Below are 25,141 nucleotides of genomic sequence, written 5' to 3'. Positions count from 1 at the left end.
GAGCATCCGGGCCTCTTCTTGGGCCAGGACCACAACCCGCCGCGCACGGTCGGTGAACCTCTCGAACATGTCGTCGCTCCTCACAGAGCGGTCAGGCGAATCCGGGAGATCCGGCACGCCGTCCCGCACGGTAGCCCCGACCCAGCGACCCGGTCCTCGGCGGAAGGGTTCCCCAAGCGCAGGGCGTTCACGCTCTATCCAACCCCCTGCCGGGGGTGACATGTTCCCGATACGCCGCAAGCGAACGAGGTTTTAGGGAGTGCAAACACAATCGCGCGGTTATGCGATCGTCAGGTCCTCCGACGAACCGGATAACCGCGCGATCGACGATGCGGTTACGGAGCATCCCGCGGATCACGCCACACCGGGGACCGGCACGGCGCGACGCATCACAATGCGACAGAGGAGCCCAAAGCAGAGCAGTGGGCCTCTCCGGTCCCTCGGGAACTCCGCACTTCACCCGGAACTTTCGCCGGTGACGCCTGGCGTGGCGCCACTCGACGGGCCGTGACGGGTGAAGGCCCGGCAGGTGCGACCCGGATCGCACCGTGCACCGCCTAGTGCGCGTCCTCGTACGCCTGGACGATCGAGGCGGCGATGCGGCCGCGCTCACTCACGGGGTGCCCGTGAGACTTCGCCCAGGCGCGGATCTCCGCGCTCTTCTCGCGGGTCATGGCTCGCTGGCCTCCGCCGCCCGCACCGCGACGACGACCGCGGGCCTGCCCGCTGTCCGCCCGCCGCGCGCTGCCGACGAAAGGCGACAGCGCGTCGCGAAGCCGCTTCGCGTTGCCGTCGCTCAGGTCAATCTCATAAGACGTGCCGTCAATCGCGAAGGTGACCGTCTCATTGGCCTCGCCGCCATCGAGATCGTCGATGAGAATCACCTGCGTGTGCTTGGCCATCCGGCAATCCTTTCGCAGCCCATAGTTTGATTCGTCAGCCAAACATATACCCGGTTTCCCCCGGCTGACAATTCAAGATTGCGGATTCTCAGGAACTCCTGAGTCCGGTGACTTCTCGCGTGGCTCCCGTGCCGGGCGGAGACCCGCCGCGTCGGAACGTACCAACTTTACGATGCCGTAGACGACCGCGCCGGCGACGACCGCGGAAGGTATCAAGGCGGACAATACCTCTGACATTCTGCCTCGCTCGTGCCGGGGTGTCATTAGGTACACCCGAGGAAATTCCGAGGACGCCCCGAGCTCCCCGGGCCCCCCTTGCCGGGCCGGTCGTCCTCATACGACCATAGCGCCGGGAGGGCCAGGCGCGCCTTCCGGGGTGCCCCGCAGGCCACAGCCTAATCCTCGTCTCTCCAGCGGCCTTACCGGATGCACCACGAAATCGTACCCAAATGCCGGGCCGGGCGGTCACCGGAAGCCGTCCGGCCCGATGTTTCAGCCGCTCGCGGCCACTACTCCCGGAGGGACGGCAAGGGCTCCCACTCCGGTCGGCCCCTTCGCTCGCGGCGGCGAAGCCGCAGGTCAGAGGACTGCCAACCAGTATGAACGAAGGCGTGGCGACAAGTCGGAATCGGCAACCCGCTTCCCCATGCGACTCTCCATCCGACGCTCATCCGAAGCTCACACAACTCTCACACAATAGGTCCGTCCCGGCACGCCGCGCCGTTGATGAGCGCCACGGAAACGAGGGGACGCCGCGTCCTGCGGCACCCGGATCTTCATGGCCACCGTGACCCTTCTGGTACGTCCGGCGCGCCCTTGACGGGATATACATACGTCTAAGCAGATCCCCGGCCCCGGGAAGGCTCGCAAAAAGAGAGGACCGCACAGCTTCCCCCAAGATCCACTTGCCGGGTGCCCCGAAGATCGATTTAACCGGCCGCGGCACAAACGCACGGACGCCCCCGGCGGCCGGGGCCGTCTAAGGTTTCGCGCGGCCAAACCCCCCGCGCTTTCGGGCGACGGCGCCGGGGCCGCCAGGGGACGGGCAGGCCGAGGAGCCCATAAGGGCCGGTGCGCGGCGTTCGGGTCCTTAAGAGCGCCCAGCGCGTTCCTAAAGCCGCTCCGGCCGGATTTGGCGCCGAGCGCGGTGGCGGCGGCGGACCGGAGGGATTGACGGCGCGGTGTCGCGGTCATTGCCACCTCTCGGGCGGATGCGCCGGTCCGCCAAGCATGGCATGTCCCGGTGGTCCCGTTACCAGATTTTCCGGAGCGGGCGCCGCCGGCGCCCGGAACCGTCACGCCATACGAAAAACGGGGCCGATGGTCTCTGCCATCGGCCCCGTTCGCGGTCATTACTTGACCTTGACCACCACGGTGTTCGCGACCTTGTCGTGCAGGGCCTGCTGCAGCGGCTTGTCCCAGAGCAGCCACAGCACGTTGAGAAGGGCGGCCAGGTTCGCGAGGTACTTGATGACGGGAATCCACGAGAGGAACTGGAAGGCGAAGAGCACACCGGCGCGCTTGAGCGCCGCGTCCTGGGGCAGCCCCGCCGCGTCCAGCGTTCCCCCGACCGGGACGACCTTGATGCCCATCGCCATCTTGCCGAGGGTCTGCCCGCGCGAGCGCAGCATGAAGAACTCGTAGACGGCCATCACGACGCCCCCCAGCACGGCGACGAGCAGCGTGGCCAGGAAGGCCCCGCTCTCCAGGGTCGTGACGCCGGTCGTCGGGTCGATGCTGGCGGCGGTGAACAGCAGGCCCACGATGACGGCGTTGAGGATCATGTAGGGGATCCCGACCACGACACCGTCGATCAGCCGGGCGACGAGGCGCTGCCACCACTCCGCCAGCGGGGCCGGCGCGCCGGGCGGGATCGCCCCCTGCGGCGCGTACGACTGCCCGTAGGCGGGCTGGCCGTACCCCGGGGTGGCCTGTGCGCCGCCGTAGCCGGGCTGGCCGTACTGCTGCTGACCATAGCCCTGCTGGTCATAGGCCTGCTGGCCGTAACCGGGCTGACCATAGCCGGGCTGGCCCTGCTGACCACCGTGGCCCTGCTGCTCGTAGCCCTGCTGGCCATAGGCGTGCGAGCCGGACGCCTGGGGGCCGGTCTGCTGACCGTACTGCTGTTGACCGTAGCCACCCTGCGACTGCTGGCCGTAGCCTCCCGTCTGCTGACCCTGCTGACCACCGTAGCCCTGCTGCTCGTAGCCCTGCTGGCCGTACGCCTGCGAGCCGGACGCCTGGGGGCCGGTCTGCTGACCGTACTGCTGCTGACCATAGCCCTGCTGCGGAGCCTGCTGACCGTACTGCTGGCCGTAACCCTGCGGGCCGGTCTCCTGGCCGTAGCCCTGCTGCTGGCCGTAGCCGCCCTGGGCGGGGTCCTGCCCGGGCGTCTGCTGCGGGCCCGTCTGCTGTGCCCGATAGCCGACGACCGTGGCCTCGGGGTCGTACTCCTGGGAAGGTCTGTCCGTGTTGTACCCGTGGCTCGAGGGCGGCGGTGGCGTTCCGTCCGACTCGTCCTGGGGGTACGGCGGCTGTCCGGTGCTCACCGTGTCACCTCGTTTCGAAGACGCATGCGCCGCATCTCAGTAGCACACGCTGATATCGCCAAAAGTAGCGACACGCGTATCAACAGTCACCTTTGCAGCGGCTGACCACCAGCGTCAAGATCAGCCACCAATGTCGGCATTATGACTCAATGGCGATCAAGATGCAGCAGCATTCGCGTGTTTCCCAGCGTGTTCGGCTTGACGTGCTCCAGGTCGAGGAACTCGGCGACGCCCTCGTCGTACGACGCGAGGAGTTCCGCGTACACCTCGGGAGACACGGGAGTGCCCTGAATCTCGGTGAAACCGTGACGGGCGAAGAACTCCACGGCGAACGTCAGGCAGAAGACCCTGCGCACGCCGAGACCGCGCGCGGCGTCGATGAGCTCGGCGACGATCCGGTGGCCGACGCCTCCGCCGCGCACCACCGGGTCCACCGCGACGGTCCTGATCTCGGCGAGGTCCTCCCAGAGCACGTGCAGCGCGCCGCAGCCGACGACCTCTCCGCCGATCTCGGCGACCCAGAACTCCTGGACGTCCTCGTACAGCGTGACCGTGCTCTTCTTCAGCAGGCGCGGCCCGACGCCCGAATACGCGTCGACGAGGCGGCGGATCGTCCTGACGTCCGGGGTCCTGGCCCGGCGCACCACCACGCCCCGGGCGCCGGATCCGCTCGGCGTCTGCGCGGCGACCTGCTCCATGACCGGTCAGCCTAGTGCCGCGACCGACAAGGTTTGCCCGGACGGAGCGGTGTCCAGAGTGGTGCATCGCAAGGCGGAGGAGGAGGCCGTAGCGGAGCCTACGGCCGAAATCCCCGGGCCCCGCGGAAAGTCCGAGCTTGCGAGGAGTTTTCGTGGGTGGGGCGACAACGCGGCGAGGTGCCGCTCTGGGCGACGCGACGGGGCAAAGATTGGCGGGAGGGGCACTGGTGCCCCTCCCGCCGTCTTCGGCCCCGGCGCGGGGCCCGGGGATCGGCGACGCCGGCTCCCATTTACGGTCAATCCCAAACGGTCCGTCCGACATCACGCCTGACGTTCTGTAGCCACCGGGATACGGATCGACGCCGGATCGGACCCCGGAACGCACGCCCCGCTCCGCATCGATTTTCCCTCCCGTCCGACCAGCACCTCAGAGGCCCACAAAGCACCACAAACCCAGGTAGACCAGCCCGTATCACTGATCGACTCGTGACCCGAGCGTGATCAGTTGGTTGTCAAACGTAGACGGGTTTGCGAGTTCTGGTTGAGCAACAACTCAGGGTGCACTAATGTCCAGCGACGATGCCGATCGTCGTGAGCACTCTCGACGATCGGGCGCCGAATCCTCGAAGCGCCGGTGTCCGAACCCTGTCGGGCGCCGGGTGCGGAGAGGAGCCGGGGACCCAATCCATGGGATCAGGATCGGTTCAGGTTCAGATCGTCCAGGGGTGAATCCGCAAGGTAGGGCTACTCCGGCCCGAACCCGTCAGCTAACCCGGCAGGCGCTCGGCAGTGCCCCGCCACACGGCCCGTCACGACGACGCCGGCCGGTGCGGGAGCACCTATGGGAGAGGAGCTCGGTTGCGCATGCGTGGAGGACGGCAGGCGGGCAGGCACGCCCGTCGCCGACGGCCCGGAGCCGGCCCGGCCGGTCCGGGTGCCATCCGGCGGTTCACCCTCGTCGGAGTCGCGCTCGCCGCGGTCACATTCGGCGCTCCGGTGGTCAGCGCGACCGCCGACCCGAAGCCGAGCCTCAAGGAGCTCGCCGCGGAGGTGGAAGACCTCTACAGCGAAATCGAGTCCCTCACCGAGCAGTACAACGGCGAGCGGGTACGCCTGAAGGCGGCCGAGCGGTCCGCCGAGCTCGCCAAGAAGAACCTCGCCAAGAGCGAGGCCGAGCTGGCGACCCGCCGGCAGCGGGCGAGCGCCCTCGCCCAGCACTCCTACATGACCAACGGGCTCGGCAACGCCCTGGTGCTCGTCAAGTCCACCGATCCGCGGCAGTACCTCGACCAGGCCTCCACGACGTACGCGCTGGAGTTACAGCAGAGCCAGGAGGTCGCCGAGGTCAGCAAGGCGATGGACGCCGCCGCCCGGGCCAAGTCCAGCGCCGCCGCCCGCCAGAGCGAGGTCAGGAAGCTGCTGAACGGCCTCGACTCGCGACGCGACACGATCACGAAGCTGATCAAGAAGACCGAGAGCAGCCTCTACCGGCAGGTCTCGCGGGAGGTCGGCGCCGAGACGCGCAGGAAGATGTCCTTCCCGATCGTGGGCGGCGGCAAGGCCGCACAGGCGGCGCGCTGGGCCCTCGCTCAGCAGCTGAAGCCGTACGTCTGGGGCGCGGAGGGACCGCGCTCGTTCGACTGCTCCGGCCTGGTCATGGCGGCCTACCAGTCCGTCGGCATCAGCCTGCCCCACTACACGGGCGACCAGTGGACGGCCGGCACCCACATCACCAAGGACCAGCTCCGCCCCGGCGACCTCGTGTTCTTCTACTCCGACCTGCACCACGTGGGTCTCTACATCGGCGGCGGCTACATGGTCCACGCGCCGCGCACCGGTGACGTCATCCACATCGCCAAGATCGCCGGACGTCCGTTCGCGGGCGGGGTGCGCGTCGCCGACTGATCACCCGCCCGACCGTGCTCCGGCCGTGCCCGCGGGCGCGGCCGGACGAATCCGGGACGTGCTCAGATGAGACGGCGGCGGGCGGCCCAGGCGACGGCCTCGATGGCGGTCGCCACGCCGATCCGGTCGCAGATGCAGCGCAGTCGCCGCCGCACCGTGCGGCCGCTGACGTCGAGGCTGCGGCCCACCCGGTCGGCGGTCACACCCTTCGCCAGCTCGGCGAGCAGCAGTAGGTCCTCCTCGGTGAGACCGGCACGCTCAAGGTCCGAGGCGAGATCCTCACCCCGGTAGACGACCTCCGGATACCCCATCGTCCGCCCTCCCCACGACGATGATGCGTCGGCCCACCCTCCAGGGACGGTAAACGCCTTTGTAGAAGGCCGTCAAGGTGCGGCGGCGGGCCGCCGGTCGTACGCCTCCCTGGCGGCCTCCACGTCCTCCATGTGGATCTCCGCCCAGTTCTTGATCGCTTCGAGCAGCGGCATCAGGTCCTCGCCCAGGGGAGTGAGCCGATAGTCGACGCGCACCGGCACCGACGGGGTGACGGTGCGCGAGACCAGTCCGTCGCGTTCCATCGTCCGCAACGTCTGCGTGAGCATCTTCTGACTCACTCCGGCGATCGTCCTCGCCAGCTCGCTGTAGCGGAGAGACCCGCGGGCCAGCGCGGTCAGCACGAGGCTCACCCACTTGTCGCTGAGCGCGTCGAGCAACTGCCGGGACGGGCAGGACGCCACGTACGCGTCGTACCGCCGCCGCGCCTCCTCCCGCCGCTGGGCCGCCGTCCGGGTTGGCATGATCTTCCCTCCGCCACCGTTACGCACTTCCGGGTGCCTACTTACCGAAAGAGAGTAACTCTCCATAGCCTCCTCGTCGTAGCGAGAGGAGGACACATGAGAGCACTGGTGGGGCGGGACGGAGTCGTACGGGTGGCCGAGGTGCCCGAGCCCGAGCCGGGGCCGGGACAGGTGCGGATCCGGGTGGAGGCGGCGGCCGTCAACCCGATCGACCTCTTCACGGTCTCCGGCGCCCTTCCCGATCACGGGCTCACGCCCCGGCTCGACACGTACGCCCTGGGGTGGGACGTGGCGGGGGTGATCGACCGGGTGGGACCGGGGGTGACGGCGGTCGGCCCGGGCGACCGGGTCGTCGGCCTGTCGGACCGGCTGACGGACCCGATCAAGGCCCAGGCGGAACTCGTCGTGCTGGACGAGCCCGCCGTCGCGCCCGCGCCCGTGGGGATGTCCGCGATCGAGGCGTCGACGCTGCCGCTCAACGCGCTGACCGCCGTTCAGGCGCTCGACCTCGCCGGGCTCGCTCACGGCGAGACCCTGCTCGTGACGGGGGCGGCTGGGGGTCTCGGCGGATATCTGGTGGAACTGGCGGCCCTCCGGGGAATCCGGGTCGCCGCCGTCGCCGCGCCCGGGGACGAGGCGCTGGTCCGCGGTTTCGGCGCGGAGTGGTTCGTCGCGAGGGGCGCCGATCTGGCCGGCGCCGTACGGGCCGTCGTCCCGGGCGGCGTGGACGGTGTGGTGGACGCGGCCGTCGTCGGCCTGCCCGCGCTGGACGCGGTGCGGGGCGGGGGCGCGTTCGTCGCCGTCGGCGCGGGGCAGGCTCCGCTCCCGCTGCGCGGGATCCGCACCTCCACGGTGTTCGTCCGGGCCGACGCGGCGCAGCTCAGGGACGTCGTCCGGCTGGCCGAGGCGGGCCGGCTCACGACACGGGTCGCCGGTGTCCACCCGTTCGAGCGGGCGGCCGAGGCCCACGAACGGCTCGCCCGGGGCGGCGTGCGCGGACGCCTGGTGCTGACCCCCTGACCTCGCGCCGGCCACGAGGCCGGCGCGAGACCGCGAGGCCGGCGGTCAGGCGGTGCGGCCCGGGTCGAGCAGCTCGCGGATCCGGTCGCGGCCCACCGCGAGCAGCAGCGTGGGCAGGCGCGGGCCGGTGTCGCGGCCGACGAGCAGCCGGTAGAGCAGGGCGAAGAACGCGCGCTGGGCGGCCTTCAGCTCCGGCGTGGCCGCCTTGGCGTCCATCTCCAGCCCGGCCAGCACCTTCGGCACGCCGTACACGAGCGTGGTCAGGCCGTCGAGCGACCAGTGGTCGTCGAGACCGTCGAGCAGCAGGCGCAGCGACTCCCACTCCGTCTCGCCGAGGGTGTCGAGAAGCTCCTTGTCGGGCGTCTCGCGCACCTGCGTGCGGTCCTCGGCGGGCAGGTAGGTGTTCACCCAGTGCCGGGCGCGGTCGAGCCGCGGCCGCAGCTCGTCCAGCCCGCCGATCTCCGGGTCGAAGGCGCGCAGGATGCGCAGCGTCTGCTCCTCGTGGCCGGTCGCGATGTCGACCACCGAGGCGAGCGTCCGGTACGGCAGCCGGCGCGGCGTCTCGGGCAGCGTCGCGGACGCCGTGCTCGACGCCCGGCGGTAGGCCGACTGGTCGGCCGGCAGCGCCGTCCCGTCCGCGACCTTCCTGGTGAGCGTGTCCCACTCGTCGTACATCCGCTGGATCTCCTGGTCGAAGGAGATCTTGAACGACTGGTTGGGACGGCGGCGGGCGTACAGCCAGCGCAGCAGCGCGGGCTCCATGATCGACAGAGCGTCGGCCGGGGTCGGCACGCCGCCCTTGGAGCTGCTCATCTTGGCCATGCCGCTGATGCCGACGAAGGCGTACATCGGCCCGATCGGCTGCTGCCCGCCGAACACCTCGCGGATGATCTGGCCGCCGACGACGAACGACGAGCCCGGCGAGCTGTGGTCGACGCCCGACGGCTCGAAGACCACGCCCTCGTACGCCCAGCGCATCGGCCAGTCGACCTTCCACACCAGCTTGCCGCGGGTGTGCTCGGACAGCAGGACGGTCTCGCCGTGCCCGCAGACGCAGGTGTACGACAACGCGGTGGTCTCGTCGTCGTACGACGTGACCGTGGTCAGGTCGCGGTCGCAGAACGAGCAGTACGGCTTGTAGGGGTAGTAGCCCCCCGCGCCGGAGCCGTCGTCCTCGCCCGCGGCCCCCGAGCCCTCCAGGGCGGCGGCCTCGTCGGCGTCCAGGACCTCCTTGGCCTTGGCCTTCTTGGTGCGGTACTGGTCGAGGATCGCGTCGATCCGCCGCCGCTCGCGCATGGCGAGCAGCACCTGCTCCCGGTAGGCCCCGGAGGTGTACATCTCGGTCTGGCTGATGCCCTGGAACTCCACGCCCATCTCCGCCAGCGCGGCGATCATCGGCGCCTTGAAGTGCTCGGCCCAGTTCGGGTACGCGCTGCCGGGCGGAGCCGGGACGGTGGTCAGCGGCTTGCCGATGTGCTCGTTCCAGGAGGGGTCGACGCCCGCGGGGACCTTGCGGAAGCGGTCGAAGTCGTCCCACGAGATGATGTGCACGCACTCGTGCCCGCGCCGCCTGATCTCGTCGGCCACCAGGTGCGGGGTCATGACCTCGCGCAGGTTGCCCAGGTGGATCGGGCCGGAGGGGCTGAGGCCGGACGCGCAGACGACGGGTTTGCCCGGGGCGCGCCGTTCGGCCTCGGCGATGACCTCGTCGGCGAAACGCGCCACCCAGTCGGCGTCCATCACGTCAGTCCTCTCTGAACGGGATCCTGCCTTCTATGGTCCCGTACGCGAGGGAGTCGTCAGGACGTGTTGCGGACGTAGACCAGCCGCAGGCCGATGAGCGTGAGCCAGGGCTCGTGCACGTCGATCGTACGGGCCTCGCCGATGACGAGCGGCGCGCCGGTGCCCGTGGCGACCACGGTGACGTCGTCGGGGTCGGTGGCGAGCTCGGCCGTCATGCGGTCCACGATGCCGTCGACCAGCCCGGCGAAGCCGTAGAGGATGCCCGACTGGAGCGCCTCCACGGTGTTCTTGGCGATCACCGACCTCGGCCGCACCAGCTCGACCTTGTGGAGCTGCGCCCCGGCCGTGGCCAGGGCGTCCACCGAGATCTCCAGGCCGGGGGCGGTCACCGCGCCGACGTACTCGCCCCGGGCCGAGACCGCGTCGAAGGAGGTCGCCGTGCCGAAGTCGACGATCACGCAGGGCCCGCCGTACAGGGTGGTGGCGGCGAGCGCGTTCACGATGCGGTCGCTGCCGACCTCCTTGGGGTTGTCCATCCGGACCGGCACGCCGGTGCGGACGCCCGGCTCGACGACCACCGCGTTGACGTCGCCGTAGTAGCGCCGGGACATCTCCCGCATCTCGTTGAGCACCGACGGGACCGTGGAGCAGATCGCGATGCCGCTGATGTCGGCGTCCTTGAGCAGCGGCGACTGCCCGAGCAGGCCCTGCAGCACCACCGCGATCTCGTCCGCCGTACGGCGGGGATCGGTCGCGATCCGCCAGTGCTCGATGACCTCTTCACCCTCGAACAGGCCCAGCACCGTATGGGTGTTGCTGACGTCGATGGTGAGCAGCATCCCCCGATTATGCCCCACGAAGATCTAGACCCAGGTCGAGTGCCGGGGCCGAGTGGGTGAGCGCGCCGACCGCCAGGTAGTCGACCCCGGTCTCGGCGACCGCGCGGGCCGCGTCCAGGGTCAGCCCGCCGCTCGACTCCAGCCGCGCCCGGCCGGCCACCAGGCGTACGGCCTCGGCGAGCTGGTCCACGGTGAAGTTGTCGAGCAGGATCTCGTCGGCGCCCTCGGCGAGGACCGGCTCGATCTGGTCGATCCGGTCCACCTCGACCTCGATGGGCAGGCCGGGGAAGGCCCGCCGTACGGCGCGGAAGGCCTCGGCGACGCCTCCGGCGGCAACGACGTGGTTGTCCTTGATGAGCGCGGCGTCGTGCAGGCCCATCCGGTGGTTCACGCCGCCGCCCGCCCGTACGGCGTACTTCTCCAGCACGCGCAGGCCCGGCAGGGTCTTGCGGCTGTCGCGGACGCGGGCGCCGGTGCCCTCCACGGCGTCCACCCAGCGCCGGGTCTGGGTGGCGACGCCGGACAGGTGGGTGAGGAAGTTGAGCGCGGTCCGCTCCAGCGTGAGCAGGTCGCGGGTGGCGCCGCGCACCGTCATCACCACGTCGCCGGGGCGCACCCGGTCGCCGTCCGCGGCGTGCCGCTCGACCTCGGCCCCTCCGGCGGCCTGGCGGAAGACGGCCTCGGCGACGGCCAGGCCGGCGACCACGCCCTCCTTCCGCGCCACCACGTCGGCGACCGCGCGCTGGTCCGCCGGGATCGTGGCGACCGAGGTGACGTCCTGTCCCCCGGCCAGGTCCTCGTCCAGGGCGGCGCGGACGAGGCCGAGCACGGCGTCCGGGTCGAGGCCGTCCGCGTGCAGTTCCGTCCGCAGGTCCTCGTGGGGCGTGTACGTCAAGGTCAGTCCCTCCGCTGTCAGGGCGATGTCGATGTGCGCCCGCCAGCGGGCGTCGTCGCGGTCGGGGTGGTCCTCCCGCCAGTGGGAGCCGCGCGTCTCCTCGCGCACGGCCGCCGCGGCGACCAGCGCGGACGCGACGGTGAGGAGGTTGGTCGCCTCCCACGACTCCGTGCAGGGCTCGACCGCGACCGGGGTCCAGCGGGCGTCGGAGAGCGCGCGGGCGACCTCCGCGAGACTGCGGTCGCCGCGCAGCACCCCGGCGCCGCGGCTCATGTGGCCCTGGATCCGGGCGCGGGTACGCGGGTCCACCAGCCCCTCGGGCCGGTCGTCGCGCGGGGCCGGCTCGCGCGGCGTGAGGTCGTGCGCGGCCAGGTCGGCGGCGATGCGCTCGCCGTAGACGAGCCCTTCGAGCAGCGAGTTGGAGGCCAGCCGGTTGGCGCCGTGGACGCCCGTGCAGGCCACCTCGCCGCAGGCGTACAGGCCGGGCACGCTGGTTCTGCCGTACAGGTCGGTGCGCACGCCGCCGCTCGCGTAGTGGGCGGCGGGGGCGACGGGGATCGGCTCGGTGACGGGGTCGATGCCGTGCTCCCGGCAGACGGCGAGGATGGTCGGGAAGCGGGTGCGCCACTTGTCCTCGCCGAAGCCGGTGGCGTCCAGGAAGACGTGGTCGGCGCCGGTCTCGTCCATCCTGCGCATGATCGCCTTGGCGACGACGTCGCGGGGCGCGAGGTCGGCCAGTTCGTGGACGCCGCGCATGAAGCGCTCGCCCGCCGCGTCGACGAGCACCGCGCCCTCGCCGCGCACGGCCTCGGAGACGAGGGGCTGCTGACCGGTCGAGCCCTCCCCGAGCCACAGCACCGTGGGGTGGAACTGCACGAACTCGATGTCCCTGACCACCGCGCCGGCCCGCAGGGCCAGCGCGACGCCGTCCCCGGTGGACACGACGGGGTTGGTGGTGGCCGCGTAGATCTGGCCCATGCCGCCGCTGGCGAGCACCACGGCCCCGGCCCGTACGGCGCCCACGCCGTCGCGGGCGCCCTCCCCCATCACGTGGAGCGTGACCCCGCAGGCGCGGCCCTCTGCGTCGAGGAGCAGGTCGAGGGCGAGGGCGTGCTCGATGACCTCGATGCGGGGCTCGGCGAGCACCGCCTCGGCCAGCGCCCGCTGCACCTCGGCGCCGGTGGCGTCGCCGCCCGCGTGGACGATGCGGTTGCGCCGGTGCCCGCCCTCGCGGGTGAGCTGGAGCCCGCCGTCGACGTCCCGGTCGAACTCGGCGCCGTGGCTCATCAGCCGCTTGAGCGCGTCCGGGCCCTCGGTGACCAGGACCCGTACGGCCTCCTCGTCGCACAGGCCGACCCCGGCGACGAGCGTGTCCCTGAGGTGCTCGTCGGGTGTGTCCTCGGGGTCGAGGACGGCGGCGATCCCGCCCTGCGCCCAGCGGGTGGACCCGGCCGACAGGACGTCCTTGGTGACCACGAGCACCCGTGCCCGCGGGTCGAGCTCGACGTGGCGCAGGGCCACGGTGAGGCCGGCGATGCCGGAGCCGATCACGACCGCGTCGGCCTCGACGGTCCAGCCGGGTGCGGGGGCGGTGAGTCTGCGTGCGAGCGCCACCATGAGGGGATCCCCTTTCGTCATAATGACGATAACGCCCCTCGTGGAGTGGTGCCGCCCCGCCCCCTCCTACAGGGGTCGCGGTGCGGGGCCGGTGCAGAGCTGGGCGGCCAGAGTGGCGTAGGCCCATTCCTCCCACCGGTCCGGCGACCAGCCGCGGTCCTGGACGAAGAGCAGGTAAAGCTGCGGGCTGAGCAGGCAGAACAACAGGTCCGCGGCCGTCGCGACGGAGACGTCCGGGCGGGCGTCGGGCTTGCCGGCCAGCGCCTCGGCCACGGCGTGCAGCACGATGTAGCGCGGGTCGGGACCGTCGGGCCACTGCGCGGCGATCTGCGGGTCGGCGGCCCCGGCGGACGCGATCATCGGCATGATCGGGGCGACCCTGCCGAGGATCTCGCCGGTGCCGCGCACGTGCGCACGCAGCTGGCCGGCCGCGGTGGGCTCGGCGCAGGCGGCGCGGAACCACTCACGGTCCATGACGGCCACCGGCTCGGCGTCGCCGGCGATGGACGTGTCGACGACGTCCTTGAACAGCGCGCGCTTGTTGCCGAAGACGAAGTAGACCGTCTGGACGGCCACGCCCGCCCGGTCGGCGACCTCCTGCAGGCTCGTCGCCCCGTAGCCCTGCGCGACGAACAGCTCCCGCGCCGCCTGGATGACCTTCTCCCGGGTGCGGCGTGAGCGCTCGGCCCGTTTGTCCGGCCGCTTGACGGTGTCCATTGCGCGAGCATATCTCTAGAGTTCGACACTAGAGTTGAACTCTAAGAACGGGGAGCGAGAGCCGATGGACACACCGAACACCGTCCGGGACGCGGGCGGGGCCGAGGCCGGACGGGATGAGGAGGAGGCGGTGCGCCGAGCGCTGGAGGAGTACTACCGCGCCGGGAAGCCGCCGTGGGACACCGGCGTGACACCGCCCGAGCTGGTCGCCCTTATCGAAGGGCCCGGGGAGGGGCACGGCGCCGCGCTGCCGCCCGGTCGCGCCCTGGAGCTCGGCTGCGGCACCGGGACCAACGCGATCTATCTGGCCCGGCACGGCTGGGAGGTCGTGGCCGTCGACCTGGTCGGCCGCGCGATCGAGCTGGCCCGGGAGAGGACGGAGGCGGCGGGAGTGGACGTACGACTGCTGCACGGAGACGCCACCAGGCTCGACGAGCTGGACGCGCCCGGCCCCTTCGACCTGTTCTTCGACCTGAGCTGCTACTGCGGCATCCCGCCGCACCGCCGCGACGCCTACGTCACCGGGCTCACCCGCCGCGCCGCTCCCGGCGCACGGCTGCTGATGTTCGGGTACGGCCCCGAGGCGTTCGACGACACGTTCTCCGGCGTCACCGCCGACGAGCTCCGTGCCCGGTTCTCCGGCTGGGATCTGGTCGACGTCACACCCGGCACGAACCCGGTGCCCACCTTCTGGTTCACGCTCCGCGCCCGGGACGCCTGAGCCGGCCGGTGGCCTCCGGGGTCCCGGCACGCGTGAGGCCGGGCCCCTACAGCGTGAGGACCATGTTGTCGATCAGACGGGTGGCGCCCACCTTGGCGGCGACGGCCAGGACCGCCTCGCCGCGGTGGTCGCCGCCCACCGGCGCGAACGTCGCGGGATCGGCCAGGATCAGGTAGTCGAGCAGCAGCGGCGGCGCGAACCGGGCCGCCTCCTCCAGCACGGCCTTGGCCGCGTCGAGGACCCCGGCCGGCCCGGCCTGGGCCCGTGCCGCACCGGCGCTCAGGGCCCGCGAGAGGGCGAGAGCCGTACGGCGGTCGGCCTCCGACAGGTACCGGTTGCGGCTCGACAGCGCCAGCCCGTCGGGCTCCCGTACGGTCGGGGCGGCCACGATCGACACCGGGACGTCGAGGTCGGCCGTCATCCGCCGGATCAGCGCGAGCTGCTGGGCGTCCTTCTGCCCGAACACCGCGACGTCCGGCCGCACCAGGTTGAACAGCTTGAGCACCACGGTCAGCACGCCGTCGAAGTGGCCCGGGCGGAAGGCGCCCTCGGCCGTACCGCCCATGCCGCCCGCCGACACCTCCACCTGCCGGTCGGGCAGGTACATGTCCTCGGCCGAGGGCGCGAAGACCACGCTCACGCCCTCTTCCTCGCAGACCCGGAGATCGGCGTCGAACGTGCGGGGATAGCGGGAGAAGTCCTCGTGGGGACCGAACTGCAGGGGGTTGACGAACACGCTCACGACCACGTGGTCGGCGTGCTCGCGCGCCAGCCGGACCAGCGACCGGTGGCCCTCGTGGAGCGCCCCCATCGTGGGGACCAGGGCGATCCTGCCCGCGCCGAGGGCGTCCCTCGCCTTGCCGAGGGCGGCCCGGTCGGCGGCCACGGTCACGTCCATATGTTCCCTCCCAGGGCGTCCAGCAGGCGTTCGGCCGCCTCCGGCTTGAGCAGCCCCGCCGCCAGCGCCCGGTCGGCGGTGAGCCGCGCCAGGGCGACGTACGCGTCCGCGGCCTCGGGGGCGGCCAGGATGAGCGCGTCCACGTGCTTGCGCACGGTGCCCGCGTCGCCGCGGACGACCGGCCCGGTGAGCCCGCCGATGCCGAGACGCAGCACGTTGTCGAGGGCCGCCCCGAGCAGCGGCCCGAGCATGCGGCCGGGATGCTCCACGCCGATCTTCGCGAGCAGCTCCTGCGACTCGGCGATGAGCGTCACCATGTGGTTGGCCGCCCCGGCGATCGCGGCGTGGTAGAGCGGCCGGTCCTGGTCAGCGATCCACACCGGCTCGCCGCCCATCTCGATGACCAGCGCCTCGGCCACCGGCCGCAGCATGTCCGGCGCGGTGACGCCGAACGAGCAGCCGTTGAGCTTGGTCAGGTCGTCGCTCCGGCCGGTGAAGGTCATCACCGGATGCAGCGCGAGCGGCAGCGCCCCCGCCTCGGCGGCGGGGTCGAGCACGCCGAGGCCGTACGCGCCGCTGGCGTGCACGAGCAGCTTGCCGCGCAGGTCGGCGCCGGTGGCGGCGAGGCCGGAGACCAGGCCGGGCAGCACGTCGTCCGGCACGGTCAGCAGCACGAGCTCGGACCTGGCGATCACCTCGTCCGGCCTGCTGAGCGTGAGGCCGAGACGGTCGGCGGCGCGCCGGTGCGACGCGTCGGACACGCCGCTGGCCGCCACCACACGATGACCCGCGAGCATGAGCGCGGCCCCGAGCACGGAGCCGACCCGTCCCGCGCCGAGCACTCCCACGGCGAGCCGCGCCGGGCGGTCACTTGTGTCCATGACGCCTCCCCTCGGTTCAGCGTAGCGGCGGCGCTCCCGCCGGCCCGGTGCCAGGTCGTGCCTCAGGGATCAGGCCATGCCGAGCATGACCACGGCGGGCCCGACGGTCGGATTTTGTCCCGTTTCTAACGGGCCTATGTTGAGCTACAGGTACGAATGTGACTGATTTTCGCCACGGCCCGCGCGTGTCGGTAGCGTGATGCGGTGTGGAGGTCACCTGGCGGGAGGCCGTGGAGCGCGCGCTCTACGGCGCGGAGGGCTTCTACCTGCGGGAGCGCCCGGGCCGCCATTTCCGCACCTCGGTCCATGCCTCACCGGTCTTCGCCGAGGCGGTGCTGCGCCTGCTGGAGCGGGTCGACGCGGCCCTCGGGCGCCCCGGCGCGGTCGGCTTCGCAGACGTCGGCAGCGGTGACGGCCTGCTGGCCGCCCGCGTCGTGGCCGCCGCGCCGCCGGACCTCGCGGCGCGACTCCGGGCCGTCGCGGTGGACCTGTCCCCCCGGCCCGACGGCCTCGATCCCCGGGTCGCCTGGGAGCCGGAGGTCCCGTACGGGATCACCGGGCTGGTGGTCGCCAACGAGTGGCTCGACAACGTGCCCCTCGACGTCGCCGAGATGACCCCCGCGGGCCCCCGCCTGGTGCTCGTCGACCCGGCGACCGGAGCGGAGCGGCCCGGTCCCCTCCCCGATCCGGAGGATCTGGCCTGGCTGGACCGCTGGTGGCCGCTGGGCCGGGCCGGGGAGCGCGCGGAGATCGGCCGCCCCCGCGACGAGGCGTGGGCCTCGGTGATCGCGCGGCTGGCCCGCGGCACGGCGGTCGCCGTCGACTACGCCCATCTCGCCGGGCGGCGCCCCACCCTCGGCACGCTGGCCGGTTATCGCGACGGCTCGGCGGTGCCCGCCGTACCGGACGGGTCGTGCGACGTCACCGCGCACGTCGCGCTGGACGCCTGCGCGGCGGCCGGCGAGCGGGCGGGCGCGCGGGCGACCACGCTCACGACGCAGCGGGAGGCGCTGCGCGACCTGGGGGTCACCGGCGCCCGGCCGCCGCTCGCGCTCGCGTCCGCCGACCCCGCCGGTTACGTACGCGCCCTCGGCCGGGCCTCCCAGGAGGCCGAGCTCATCGACCCCGCCGGTCTCGGCGGCTTCGGCTGGCTCAGCCAGTCCCGGCAGCAGGGAAGGGAGACATCATGATCGCGAGAATCTGGCGCGCGAGCGCGACCCCGGAGGGCGCGGACGGCTACGAGCGGCATTTCACCGGCGCGGTCCTGCCCTCCCTGCGCGGCGTGGCCGGGCACCGCGGCGCCTACCTGCTGCGGCGCGACGCCGACGGCCGGGTGGAGATCGAGGTCATGACGCTGTGGGACTCGATGGACGCGATCCGCCGCTTCGCGGGGGACGACCCCGCCACGGCCGTCGTCGAGCCCGCGGCCCGGGCCGTCCTGCTCGGCTACGACACCACGGTCACCCACCACACGGTCAGCGTGTCAGACGGCGACCTTCAGTGACTCCAGGCCGCGCATGATGTAGCTCGGCTTCCAGGAAGGCTCCTCGGCGAGCTCCAGCCGGGGCGCGAGGCGCAGCAGGGCGGCGAACGACTCCGCCATCTCGACCCGCGCCAGCGGGGCGCCCAGGCAGAAGTGGATGCCCGCGCCGAACGAGATGTGTGGATTGTCCACTCGGCCGACATCGAGGCGGTCGGGGTCGGCGAAGACCTCGGGGTCCCGGTTGGCCGAGCCGAACAGCAGCGCGACCTCCGCGCCCCGGGGGATCGTCACCCCGCCCACCTCGACGTCCTCCAGCACCCACCGCTCGAACATCTGCGCCGGGGTGTCGTAGCGCAGCAGTTCCTCGACCGCCGCCGGCATCAGGCCGGGGTCGGCGCGCAGCCGCTCCAGCTCGCCCGGGTTGCGGAACAGCGCCCACCACCCGCTGCCGGTGGCGTTGACCGTGGCCTCGTGCCCGGCGTTGAGCAGCAGCACGCAGGTGCCGATCAGCTCGTCCTCGGTGAGCCGGTCGCCGTCGTCCACGACCTGCGCGAGCGCCGAGATCATGTCGTCGCCCGGCCGCTCCCGGCGGGCCCTGGCCAGGTCGCGCAGGTACGCCGCGAACTCGGTCGCGGCGCGAACGGCCGTGTGCTGGGCCTCGGGCGAGGGATGCAGTTCGTACATGCCGCAGATGTCCGCCGACCAGGGGCGCAGGAGGTGGCGGTCGGCCTCCGGCACGCCCAGCATCTCGGCGATCACCGTGACCGGCAGCGGCTCGGCGACCTCGGCCAGCAGGTCGCCGCCGCCGCGCTCGACCAGGCCCTCGGTCAGCTCCGTCGCGATCCTCCGTACGCGCGGGCGCAGCGACTCGACCATCCGGGGCGTGAACGCCTTGGACACCAGGCGGCGCAGCCGGGTGTGGACCGGCGGCTCCACGTCGAGCATCCCGGCCCGGATCACCCGCCAGAAGGGCTCCTGGAAGTCCGGCTCGGGCTCCCGGCCGAACTCCTCGTGCGTCGCCGTGTGCAGGTAGGACCGGCCCAGGCGGCGGTCGCGCAGCAGCGCGTTCACGTCGGCGTGCCGGGCGACCAGCCACTGCCCGGCCGGTTCGAAGAAGCTGACCGGATCGTGGTCCCGCAGGTGACGGTAGGCGTCGTACGGGTGGGCCACGAACTCCGGATTCCAGGGATCAAACCTCACATTGGACACCATAACGGTAAAGCGCCTCTCACCAGGGGACTTGCCCGATGGGCCGTTCTCCGGGTTATAGTGCGCTCAGGTCATGAGTGCCAGCGTCAAGCCCCGGCTTGCTGGCCGGCAACCCTCGCGCTCGCGGCGGGGTGCCCCGGGTGAGGACCGGGTCCGGCGCGCGGTGCGCCGGGCAAGCGCGGGCTCCGCCGTACGACGCCATGGCCGGGGTCCCTTACCCGAGGAGGCCTGGCGTTGTCCGCTCTCACCTTCGTCCCGCAGCAGCCCGCCAACCCCGTGTCCGAGCCGGTGTGTGCACCGGCGGTCGTGGGCGCCGACCTGGAGGTCCCGGTCCGGGGCGGCCGGCTCGTGCCGTACGCGAACCTCGACTACGCGGCGAGCGCGCCCTGTCTGGAGCCGGTGAACGCCGCCGTCGCGGCGGCGCTGCCGGCCTACTCCAGCGTGCACCGGGGTGCGGGCTACGCCTCGCAGCTCACGACCCAGCGGTACGAGCAGGCCAGGCACACCGTGCGGGCCTTCGTCGGCGCCCGCCCCGGCGACGCCCTCGTCTTCGTGCGCAACACCACCGACGCGATGAACCTGCTGGCCCGCAGCCTCCCCGAGGGCACCACGGTCGTCGTGTTCGGCACCGAGCACCACGCCTCGCTGCTGCCCTGGGCCGACGCCGTACGGCTCGCGCCCCCCGCCTTCCCCGGAGAGGCCGTCCGGGCGGCCGACGAGGCCCTCGCGGCGATCGAGGGCCCGGCCCTGCTCGTCGTGACCGCCGCGTCGAACGTCACCGGAGAGCTGTGGCCGATCGCCGGGCTCGCGCACATCGCCCACCGGCACGGCGCGCGGATCGCCGTGGACGCCGCCCAGCTCGTCCCGCACCGCGGCCTCAACCTCGCCGCGCTCGACCTCGACTACGTCGCCTTCTCCGGGCACAAGCTCTACGCGCCGTTCGGCGCGGGCGTGCTCGTCGGCCGGCCCGACTGGCTCACCGCCGCCGACCCCTACCTGCGCGGCGGCGGAGCCGTACGGGCGGTGGGCGAGACCACCGAGTGGAGCGACGACCCCGAGGCGCGGCACGAGGCGGGGACACCCAACGTGCTCGGCGCGGTCGCGCTCGCCGCCGCCTGCGACGCCCTCGCCGCGACCGGCTGGACCCCGCTGGTGCGGGAGGAGGAGCGGCTGCTCGCCCGTCTGCGCGCCGGGCTCGCCGCGATCCCCGGCGTACGCGAACTGTCGCTGTGGGGCCCGGACCACCCGCGAGTCGGGATCGTGTCGTTCGTCGTGGAGGGCCGCCCGGCCCGGGAGGTCGCCGAGATCCTGTCGGCCGAGCACGGCATCGGCGTCCGGGACGGCAAGTTCTGCGCCCACCCGTTCGTCCGCCACCTCCTCGGCGGCGCCGACGACGAGGGCTGCGCCGACGGCACGGTCAGCGCCGTACGCGCCTCGATCGGCATCGGCACGACCGAGGAACACGTCGACCGCCTCATCACCGCCCTCCGCGACATCACCCCCGCCTGAACGTATGCGCCGCCCCCCGGGAGACAGCGGGACCGGTCAGGCGGCATCGTTTGGGTGACTCTCGTGGGTGACAGGCCTGAGGAGCGGCGGGCCGTGGGCGGACGGGGCCGGGTGATCGGTGAATTCAGGGGGATGGGCGGGCGGGCCGGGGCTTTCGCCGGGGCGTGAAAGCATGGACGGTATGACCGAGCAGGACGGCCCGCGGATCGAGCGAGTGGTGGGCATCGGCGCCGGGGCGGACGCGGTGCGGCCGCGGGAGCTCGCGACCGAGGACCTGGTTCTCAACGTCGGGCCGCAGCATCCGTCCACGCACGGGGTGTTGCGGCTGCGGCTCGTCCTGGACGGCGAACAAATCGTGGCCGCCGAGCCGATCGTCGGCTACATGCACCGCGGCGCGGAGAAGCTCTTCGAGGTGCGCGACTACCGGCAGATCATCGTGCTGGCCAACCGGCACGACTGGCTGTCGGCGTTCGCCAACGAACTGGGCGTCGTGCTCGCGGTCGAGCGGATGATCGGCATGCAGCCCCCGGCCCGGGCCGTGTGGGCCCGGACCCTGCTGGCCGAGCTCAACCGCGTGCTCAACCACCTGATGTTCCTCGGCGGCCATCCCCTGGAGCTGGGCGCGGCCGGCCCGGTCTTCCCCGCCTTCCGGGAACGGGAGACGCTGCAGTACGTCATGGAGGAGATCTCCGGCGGCCGCATGCACTACATGTTCAACCGGGTGGGCGGGCTCAAGGAGGAGCTGCCCGAGGGCTGGCTCGGCCGCGTGACCACCGCCGTGGCGGCCGTGCGGCGGCGGCTGCCCGACATCGAGGAGCTGGTCACGGGCAACGAGATCTTCGTGGCGCGCACCCGCGGGGTCGGCGCGCTCGACCGTGAGACGATCATGCAGTACGGCGTGAGCGGCCCGGCCGCGCGCGCCTCTGGGGTGGACTTCGACCTGCGGCGCGACGAGCCCTACCTGGCGTACGGCGAGCTGCCCGTGAAGGTCGTGACCCGCTCGGCGGGAGACTGCCAGGCCAGGTTCCAGGTGCTGCTCGACCAGGTCAAGGTGTCCCTCGACCTCGCCGACGCCTGCGTGGAGCGGCTGCGCCACCTGCCGCCCGGCCCGATCAACCAGCGCCTGCCGAAGGTGCTCAAGGTGCCGGAGGGCCACACGTACGCCTGGACGGAGAACCCGCTCGGCCTCAACGGCTACTACCTGGTGTCGCGCGGCGAGAAGACCCCCTGGCGGCTCAAGCTGCGCAGCGCCTCCTACAACAACGTCCAGGTGCTCCGCGAGCTGCTGCCCGGCCACACGGTCGCCGACCTGATCGCGATCCTCGGGTCGATGTTCTTCGTGGTCGGCGACATCGACAAGTAGGGGCTCAGCTCTCTCCGCTGGGCTTGCCGGGCACCCGGCAGCAGTGTTCGAGGAAGAGCGCGGCGCAGATCAGGATCACGCACGCCACGAACGACCCGCCGCCGACGATCGCGTCCTGGCGGGGCTTGTCCAGGTCGAGCAGGTCCAGCACGCGCAGGACGAACCCGGCGAAGACCCCGGCGAACGCCGCGCCCGCGTACGCGGTGGCCTGGGCCAGCGCGGCCAGGCGCGCGACGGCGAGCGGCTCGACCGGCTTGGTGTCCGGGCGGCGCAGGATCCGCGCCCGGGTCAGCCAGCCCGTGTACGCCTCGCCGAGCGCGAGCAGCAGCACGGTGGGCACCGCGGTCCACGGCAGCGTGGGCACCACGGAGTAGGACTGCCGCAGCAGGCCCCAGGTGAGCACGGCGAACACGACCACGAGACCGACGAGCACGCCGGGGTTGCTGGGCTTCACTCGGGTCTCTCCTCGTCAGGCCGGGGGTTCGAGCACGAGGTCGGTGCGCAGCCGTACCCCGCTCTGGTCGAGGTCGGCCAGCAGGGCCGCGACGGACCCGCGCCCGGGCAGCACCGCCGCGGGGTCCGCCTGGGCCCACGGGACCAGGACGAACGCCCGCTCGTGCGCGCGGGGATGCGGCAGGGTGAGCTCGGGGTCGTCCGACATCAGCGTGCCGACCGCGATCAGGTCCACGTCGAGGGTCCGGGGGCCCCACCGCTCCGCGCGCTCACGGCCGAAGGCGTTCTCGACACTGTGGGCCCGCTCCAGCAGGGTGCGGGGGTCGAGCATGCTCTCGGCGACGACCACCGCGTTCAGGTACGCGCTCTGGGTGGGCCCGCCGACCGGTTCGGTCTCGTAGACCGGCGACGCCGCCACGAACGTGAGCCCGGGCGCCTCGAACAGCGCGTCGACGGCGCCCTGGAGGTTCTCGATGCGTCGGCCGAGGTTGCTGCCGAGCGCGATGACGACCCTCATGCGCGCCCCCTTCTGATCGTCACCACCACGTCGTCGAACGGCAGCGGGATGGGCGCCGCCGGTTTGTGCACGCTGACCTCCGCCTCCTCGACCATTTCATGGGCCAGGCAGGCCGCCGCCAGCCGCTCGGCGAGGGTCTCGATGAGGTTGACCGGCTCGCCCTCGGCGATCCGGACGAGTTCCAGGGCCAGCGCGCCGTAGTCGACCGTCAGGGTGAGGTCGTCGGCCGCCGCGGCCGGGGCGGCGTCGAGACGCAGGCAGACGTCGATCACGAACTCCTGGCCGAGCTCGCGCTCGGCCGGCAGGCACCCGTGCCTGCCGCGCGCCCGCAACCCCGTCAACCGCACCGCGTCGCGGCTCACTGCTCCTGGTCCTCCTCCTCGTCGTCGTCGTCGCTCTGCAGGACCGGAGATCCGTGGTAGAGCCACAGCCGCCAGCCCCCGGGGGTCCGCACGTAGGTGCTGGAGGCGACGACCCGGCCGGCGGCGAAACCCGGTTCGTCGCTGTCGGCGGCGGTGAGGATGTTCTCCGCGCAGGTGACGACCGCGACGTCGCCGAGCACGGTGGTCTGCACGTCGGTCAGCACGAACTGGATGTACGTCGTGTTCGCCATGATGAGCGCCCACGAGCGCAGCACCTCCGACCGCCCGCTCAGCATGGGCCAGCCGGGGTGGACGCACAACGCCGGACGTCCCGGGACGTCCTCGATCCATATCTCCGACATCCTGTCGAGGTCGCCCGCCTCGATGGCGTTGTAGAACGCCTGGTTGAGCTCCTCGATGTCCTTCATTGGCGTCCCTGTCGGCATATCCTCACCGGCTCTCGTCGGCATGTCGCGCGGCTGCGTGTCCTGCGGCTACTGCGTCCCTCGCGCCTGCCGCGTGTCGTACGCCTGCTGCCCTCCAGACGGCGGCGACGCGCACCGCGTCGGCGTTCGGCCGCACCCGGTGGACCCGGACGCACCACGCCCCGGCCTGCGCCGCGAGCGCGGTGACCGCGACGGTGGCGTCGTCGCTGCCGCCGAAGGGGCGTGGCTCGCCGTCCGGCCCGGCCAGCAGCCGGCCGAGGAACCGCTTGCGCGACGCCCCGACCAGCAGGGGATGGCCGAGCCGGTTCAGCTCGGCGAGGCCGGCCAGCACGGCCCAGTTGTGCTCGGCGTTCTTGGAGAAGCCGAGGCCGGGGTCGAGCACGATCTGCTCCTCCCGCACGCCCTCGGCCAGCACGGAGTCGACCCGCTTGCGCAGTTCCTCCGCGACCTCGGTCACCACGTCGCCGTAGACGGCCCTGTTGTCCATGTCGCGGCTGTGCCCGCGCCAGTGCATCACGACGTACGGCACGCCGGTCGCGGCCACCACGCGCGGCATCGCCGGGTCGGCCAGGCCGCCGCTCACGTCGTTGACCAGCCTGGCCCCGGCCGCGACGGCCGCCTCGGCGACCTCCGCCCGCATGGTGTCGACGCTGACCGTGACGCCCTCCTGGGTGAGGGCGCGGATCACCGGCTCGACGCGGCGCAGTTCCTCCTCCAGCGAGACCCGGGCCGCTCCCGGGCGGGTGGACTCCCCGCCCACGTCCACGATGTCGGCGCCCTCGGCCACCAGGTCGAGACCATGCCGGATCGCGACGTCGGGGTCGAACCACTGCCCGCCGTCGGAGAAGGAGTCGGGGGTCACGTTGACCACACCCATGACCAGACAGCGCTCGGCCTCGGGCATGCCGGGCACGCTCGGAGTGGTCATGGGGTCCAGCCTAGTGCCCGGTTCGGCAGGGCTCGTCCGGCAGGAGCGCGCCGGCGCCCGAGGGAGTTCCAGACACGACCCGACCACGCAGGCTAACCACGCAGGATCAGCGACATGGCCTCGGCCCGCGTCGCCTCGCTGGTGCGGAAGTCGCCGCGGACGGCCGAGGTGATCGTCTTGGCGCCGGGCTTGCGCACGCCGCGCATGGTCATGCACATGTGCTCCGCCTCGATCACCACGATCACCCCGCGCGGCTCCAGCACCTGCATCAGGCCGTCGGCGATCTGCGAGGTCATCCGCTCCTGCACCTGCGGTCTGCGGGCGTAGACGTCCACCAGCCTGGCGAGCTTCGACAGGCCGGTGATGCGTCCCTTCTCGTTCGGCGTGTATCCGATGTGCGCGACGCCCTGGAACGGCAGCAGATGGTGCTCGCAGGTGGACATGACCTCGATGTCCTTGACGAGCACCATCTCGTCGTGGTCCGCGTCGAACATCGTGGTCAGCGCGTCCTCGGGACGCTGCCCCAGACCCGCGAACTGCTCGGCGTACGCCCGCGCCACCCGGGCGGGGGTGTCGCGGAGCCCGTCGCGATCGGGGTTCTCCCCGATCGCGAGCAGGATCTCGCGTACGGCCTTCTCGATCCGGCCGTGGTCGAATCCGGAAGGCGGGCCCGCCGCGTGCGGCTCGGCCAC

At 72.2% G+C, this 25,141-nt stretch carries 25 protein-coding genes and 2 riboswitches; of the genes, 7 read left to right on the top strand and 18 right to left on the bottom strand.

The window, feature by feature from the left end; all coding sequences use genetic code 11:
- Positions 1 to 557: 557 nt before the first annotated feature.
- The 3 genes from Mam01_RS33575 to Mam01_RS33565 form a co-directional block, all read right to left on the bottom strand.
- Positions 558 to 902, bottom strand: a complete 345-nt coding sequence (locus Mam01_RS33575; RefSeq protein ID WP_111701811.1) for a histone-like nucleoid-structuring protein Lsr2 — start codon at positions 900 to 902, stop codon at positions 558 to 560.
- A 1,352-nt stretch (positions 903 to 2,254) separates the two neighbouring features.
- The gene (locus Mam01_RS33570; RefSeq protein WP_204289187.1) at positions 2,255 to 3,451 is read right to left on the bottom strand and encodes an RDD family protein; all 1,197 of its coding nucleotides are present in this window, start codon (positions 3,449 to 3,451) and stop codon (positions 2,255 to 2,257) included.
- 146 nt (positions 3,452 to 3,597) lie between these two features.
- Positions 3,598 to 4,149 (bottom strand): amino-acid N-acetyltransferase, encoded by a 552-nt coding sequence (locus Mam01_RS33565; protein WP_204289186.1) that lies wholly within the window; start codon positions 4,147 to 4,149, stop codon positions 3,598 to 3,600.
- A gap of 643 nt (positions 4,150 to 4,792) precedes the next feature.
- Positions 4,793 to 4,946: riboswitch (cyclic di-AMP (ydaO/yuaA leader) on the top strand.
- 67 nt (positions 4,947 to 5,013) lie between these two features.
- On the opposite strand from Mam01_RS33565, the gene Mam01_RS37485 reads away from it, so the two are divergent.
- Positions 5,014 to 6,054 carry a C40 family peptidase gene (locus Mam01_RS37485; RefSeq protein ID WP_204289185.1) on the top strand — a complete coding sequence of 347 codons (1,041 nt, stop codon included), beginning with the start codon at positions 5,014 to 5,016 and terminating at the stop codon, positions 6,052 to 6,054.
- A 62-nt stretch (positions 6,055 to 6,116) separates the two neighbouring features.
- Here Mam01_RS37485 and Mam01_RS33555 read toward each other — a convergent pair whose 3' ends face one another.
- Together Mam01_RS33555 and Mam01_RS33550 are read right to left on the bottom strand one after the other, a co-directional pair.
- Entirely contained in the window at positions 6,117 to 6,365 is a 249-nt protein-coding gene (locus tag Mam01_RS33555; protein WP_111701819.1) for a helix-turn-helix domain-containing protein, read from the bottom strand.
- 72 nt (positions 6,366 to 6,437) lie between these two features.
- On the bottom strand, positions 6,438 to 6,848 hold the full coding sequence (locus Mam01_RS33550) for a winged helix-turn-helix transcriptional regulator (RefSeq protein ID WP_204289184.1): 411 nt from the start codon (positions 6,846 to 6,848) through the stop codon (positions 6,438 to 6,440).
- A 96-nt stretch (positions 6,849 to 6,944) separates the two neighbouring features.
- On the opposite strand from Mam01_RS33550, the gene Mam01_RS33545 reads away from it, so the two are divergent.
- A complete protein-coding gene (locus Mam01_RS33545; RefSeq protein WP_204289183.1) occupies positions 6,945 to 7,868 on the top strand; it encodes an NADP-dependent oxidoreductase in 924 nt (307 codons plus the stop codon).
- Between the two features lie 45 nt (positions 7,869 to 7,913).
- Here Mam01_RS33545 and lysS read toward each other — a convergent pair whose 3' ends face one another.
- The 4 genes from lysS to Mam01_RS33525 all read right to left on the bottom strand — a co-directional run bounded on the left by lysS (position 7,914) and on the right by Mam01_RS33525 (position 13,679).
- On the bottom strand, positions 7,914 to 9,608 hold the full coding sequence (gene lysS, locus Mam01_RS33540; RefSeq protein WP_239101818.1) for a lysine--tRNA ligase: 1,695 nt from the start codon (positions 9,606 to 9,608) through the stop codon (positions 7,914 to 7,916).
- A gap of 59 nt (positions 9,609 to 9,667) precedes the next feature.
- The gene (locus Mam01_RS33535; protein ID WP_204289182.1) at positions 9,668 to 10,450 is read right to left on the bottom strand and encodes a type III pantothenate kinase; all 783 of its coding nucleotides are present in this window, start codon (positions 10,448 to 10,450) and stop codon (positions 9,668 to 9,670) included.
- A gap of 7 nt (positions 10,451 to 10,457) precedes the next feature.
- Positions 10,458 to 12,962, bottom strand: a complete 2,505-nt coding sequence (locus tag Mam01_RS33530; protein ID WP_204289181.1) for an L-aspartate oxidase — start codon at positions 12,960 to 12,962, stop codon at positions 10,458 to 10,460.
- Positions 12,963 to 13,028: 66 nt separating this feature from the next.
- Positions 13,029 to 13,679: a TetR/AcrR family transcriptional regulator gene (locus tag Mam01_RS33525; protein WP_204289180.1), complete on the bottom strand. Its 651-nt coding sequence runs from the start codon at positions 13,677 to 13,679 to the stop codon at positions 13,029 to 13,031.
- Positions 13,680 to 13,743: 64 nt separating this feature from the next.
- Between Mam01_RS33525 and Mam01_RS33520 the strand changes: the two genes are divergently transcribed.
- Complete coding sequence (locus Mam01_RS33520) at positions 13,744 to 14,400, top strand: class I SAM-dependent methyltransferase (protein WP_204289179.1); 657 nt, start codon at positions 13,744 to 13,746, stop codon at positions 14,398 to 14,400.
- A gap of 46 nt (positions 14,401 to 14,446) precedes the next feature.
- Here the strand turns inward: Mam01_RS33520 and panC are convergent, their stop codons facing one another.
- Positions 14,447 to 15,298, bottom strand: coding sequence for a pantoate--beta-alanine ligase (panC, locus tag Mam01_RS33515; RefSeq protein WP_204289178.1), 852 nt, complete (start codon positions 15,296 to 15,298; stop codon positions 14,447 to 14,449).
- On the bottom strand, positions 15,289 to 16,179 hold the full coding sequence (locus Mam01_RS33510) for a Rossmann-like and DUF2520 domain-containing protein (protein WP_204289177.1): 891 nt from the start codon (positions 16,177 to 16,179) through the stop codon (positions 15,289 to 15,291). The genes panC and Mam01_RS33510 overlap by 10 nt, the downstream gene beginning before the upstream one ends.
- Positions 16,180 to 16,385: 206 nt before the next feature.
- On the opposite strand from Mam01_RS33510, the gene Mam01_RS33505 reads away from it, so the two are divergent.
- Both Mam01_RS33505 and Mam01_RS33500 read left to right on the top strand, forming a co-directional pair.
- Positions 16,386 to 17,369: an SAM-dependent methyltransferase gene (locus Mam01_RS33505; RefSeq protein ID WP_204289176.1), complete on the top strand. Its 984-nt coding sequence runs from the start codon at positions 16,386 to 16,388 to the stop codon at positions 17,367 to 17,369.
- Positions 17,366 to 17,683, top strand: a complete 318-nt coding sequence (locus Mam01_RS33500; RefSeq protein WP_204289175.1) for an antibiotic biosynthesis monooxygenase family protein — start codon at positions 17,366 to 17,368, stop codon at positions 17,681 to 17,683. The genes Mam01_RS33505 and Mam01_RS33500 overlap by 4 nt, the downstream gene beginning before the upstream one ends.
- Here the strand turns inward: Mam01_RS33500 and Mam01_RS33495 are convergent.
- Positions 17,663 to 18,862, bottom strand: a complete 1,200-nt coding sequence (locus tag Mam01_RS33495; RefSeq protein ID WP_204289174.1) for a cytochrome P450 — start codon at positions 18,860 to 18,862, stop codon at positions 17,663 to 17,665. The genes Mam01_RS33500 and Mam01_RS33495 overlap by 21 nt on opposite strands.
- A 78-nt stretch (positions 18,863 to 18,940) precedes the next feature.
- Positions 18,941 to 19,056: riboswitch (SAM riboswitch) on the top strand.
- Positions 19,057 to 19,105: 49 nt separating this feature from the next.
- Between Mam01_RS33495 and Mam01_RS33490 the strand changes: the two genes are divergently transcribed.
- Positions 19,106 to 20,380, top strand: a complete 1,275-nt coding sequence (locus tag Mam01_RS33490; protein WP_204289173.1) for an aminotransferase class V-fold PLP-dependent enzyme — start codon at positions 19,106 to 19,108, stop codon at positions 20,378 to 20,380.
- A 181-nt stretch (positions 20,381 to 20,561) separates the two neighbouring features.
- Positions 20,562 to 21,743 carry an NADH-quinone oxidoreductase subunit D gene (locus Mam01_RS33485; RefSeq protein WP_204289172.1) on the top strand — a complete coding sequence of 394 codons (1,182 nt, stop codon included), beginning with the start codon at positions 20,562 to 20,564 and terminating at the stop codon, positions 21,741 to 21,743.
- 4 nt (positions 21,744 to 21,747) lie between these two features.
- On the opposite strand, the gene Mam01_RS33480 is transcribed toward Mam01_RS33485, so the two are convergent.
- The 6 genes from Mam01_RS33480 to folE form a co-directional block, all read right to left on the bottom strand.
- On the bottom strand, positions 21,748 to 22,197 hold the full coding sequence (locus Mam01_RS33480; protein WP_150939580.1) for a DUF3180 domain-containing protein: 450 nt from the start codon (positions 22,195 to 22,197) through the stop codon (positions 21,748 to 21,750).
- Positions 22,198 to 22,212: 15 nt separating this feature from the next.
- Entirely contained in the window at positions 22,213 to 22,713 is a 501-nt protein-coding gene (folK, locus tag Mam01_RS33475) for a 2-amino-4-hydroxy-6-hydroxymethyldihydropteridine diphosphokinase (RefSeq protein WP_150939582.1), read from the bottom strand.
- Positions 22,710 to 23,075 (bottom strand): dihydroneopterin aldolase, encoded by a 366-nt coding sequence (folB, locus tag Mam01_RS33470; protein ID WP_204289171.1) that lies wholly within the window; start codon positions 23,073 to 23,075, stop codon positions 22,710 to 22,712. Before folB ends, folK begins: the two co-directional genes overlap by 4 nt.
- A complete protein-coding gene (locus tag Mam01_RS33465) occupies positions 23,072 to 23,503 on the bottom strand; it encodes a nuclear transport factor 2 family protein (protein ID WP_204289170.1) in 432 nt (143 codons plus the stop codon). Before Mam01_RS33465 ends, folB begins: the two co-directional genes overlap by 4 nt.
- Positions 23,504 to 23,525: 22 nt before the next feature.
- On the bottom strand, positions 23,526 to 24,449 hold the full coding sequence (folP, locus tag Mam01_RS33460; protein ID WP_239101817.1) for a dihydropteroate synthase: 924 nt from the start codon (positions 24,447 to 24,449) through the stop codon (positions 23,526 to 23,528).
- A 92-nt stretch (positions 24,450 to 24,541) separates the two neighbouring features.
- Positions 24,542 to 25,141: a GTP cyclohydrolase I FolE gene (folE, locus tag Mam01_RS33455; RefSeq protein WP_373868739.1), complete on the bottom strand. Its 600-nt coding sequence runs from the start codon at positions 25,139 to 25,141 to the stop codon at positions 24,542 to 24,544.

The organism is Microbispora amethystogenes, assembly GCF_016863015.1.
Taxonomy (GTDB): Bacteria; Actinomycetota; Actinomycetes; order Streptosporangiales; family Streptosporangiaceae; genus Microbispora; species Microbispora amethystogenes.
The sequence above is the reverse complement of the archived record's forward strand: the minus strand, read 5'-3'. Positions and strand labels throughout refer to the sequence as shown.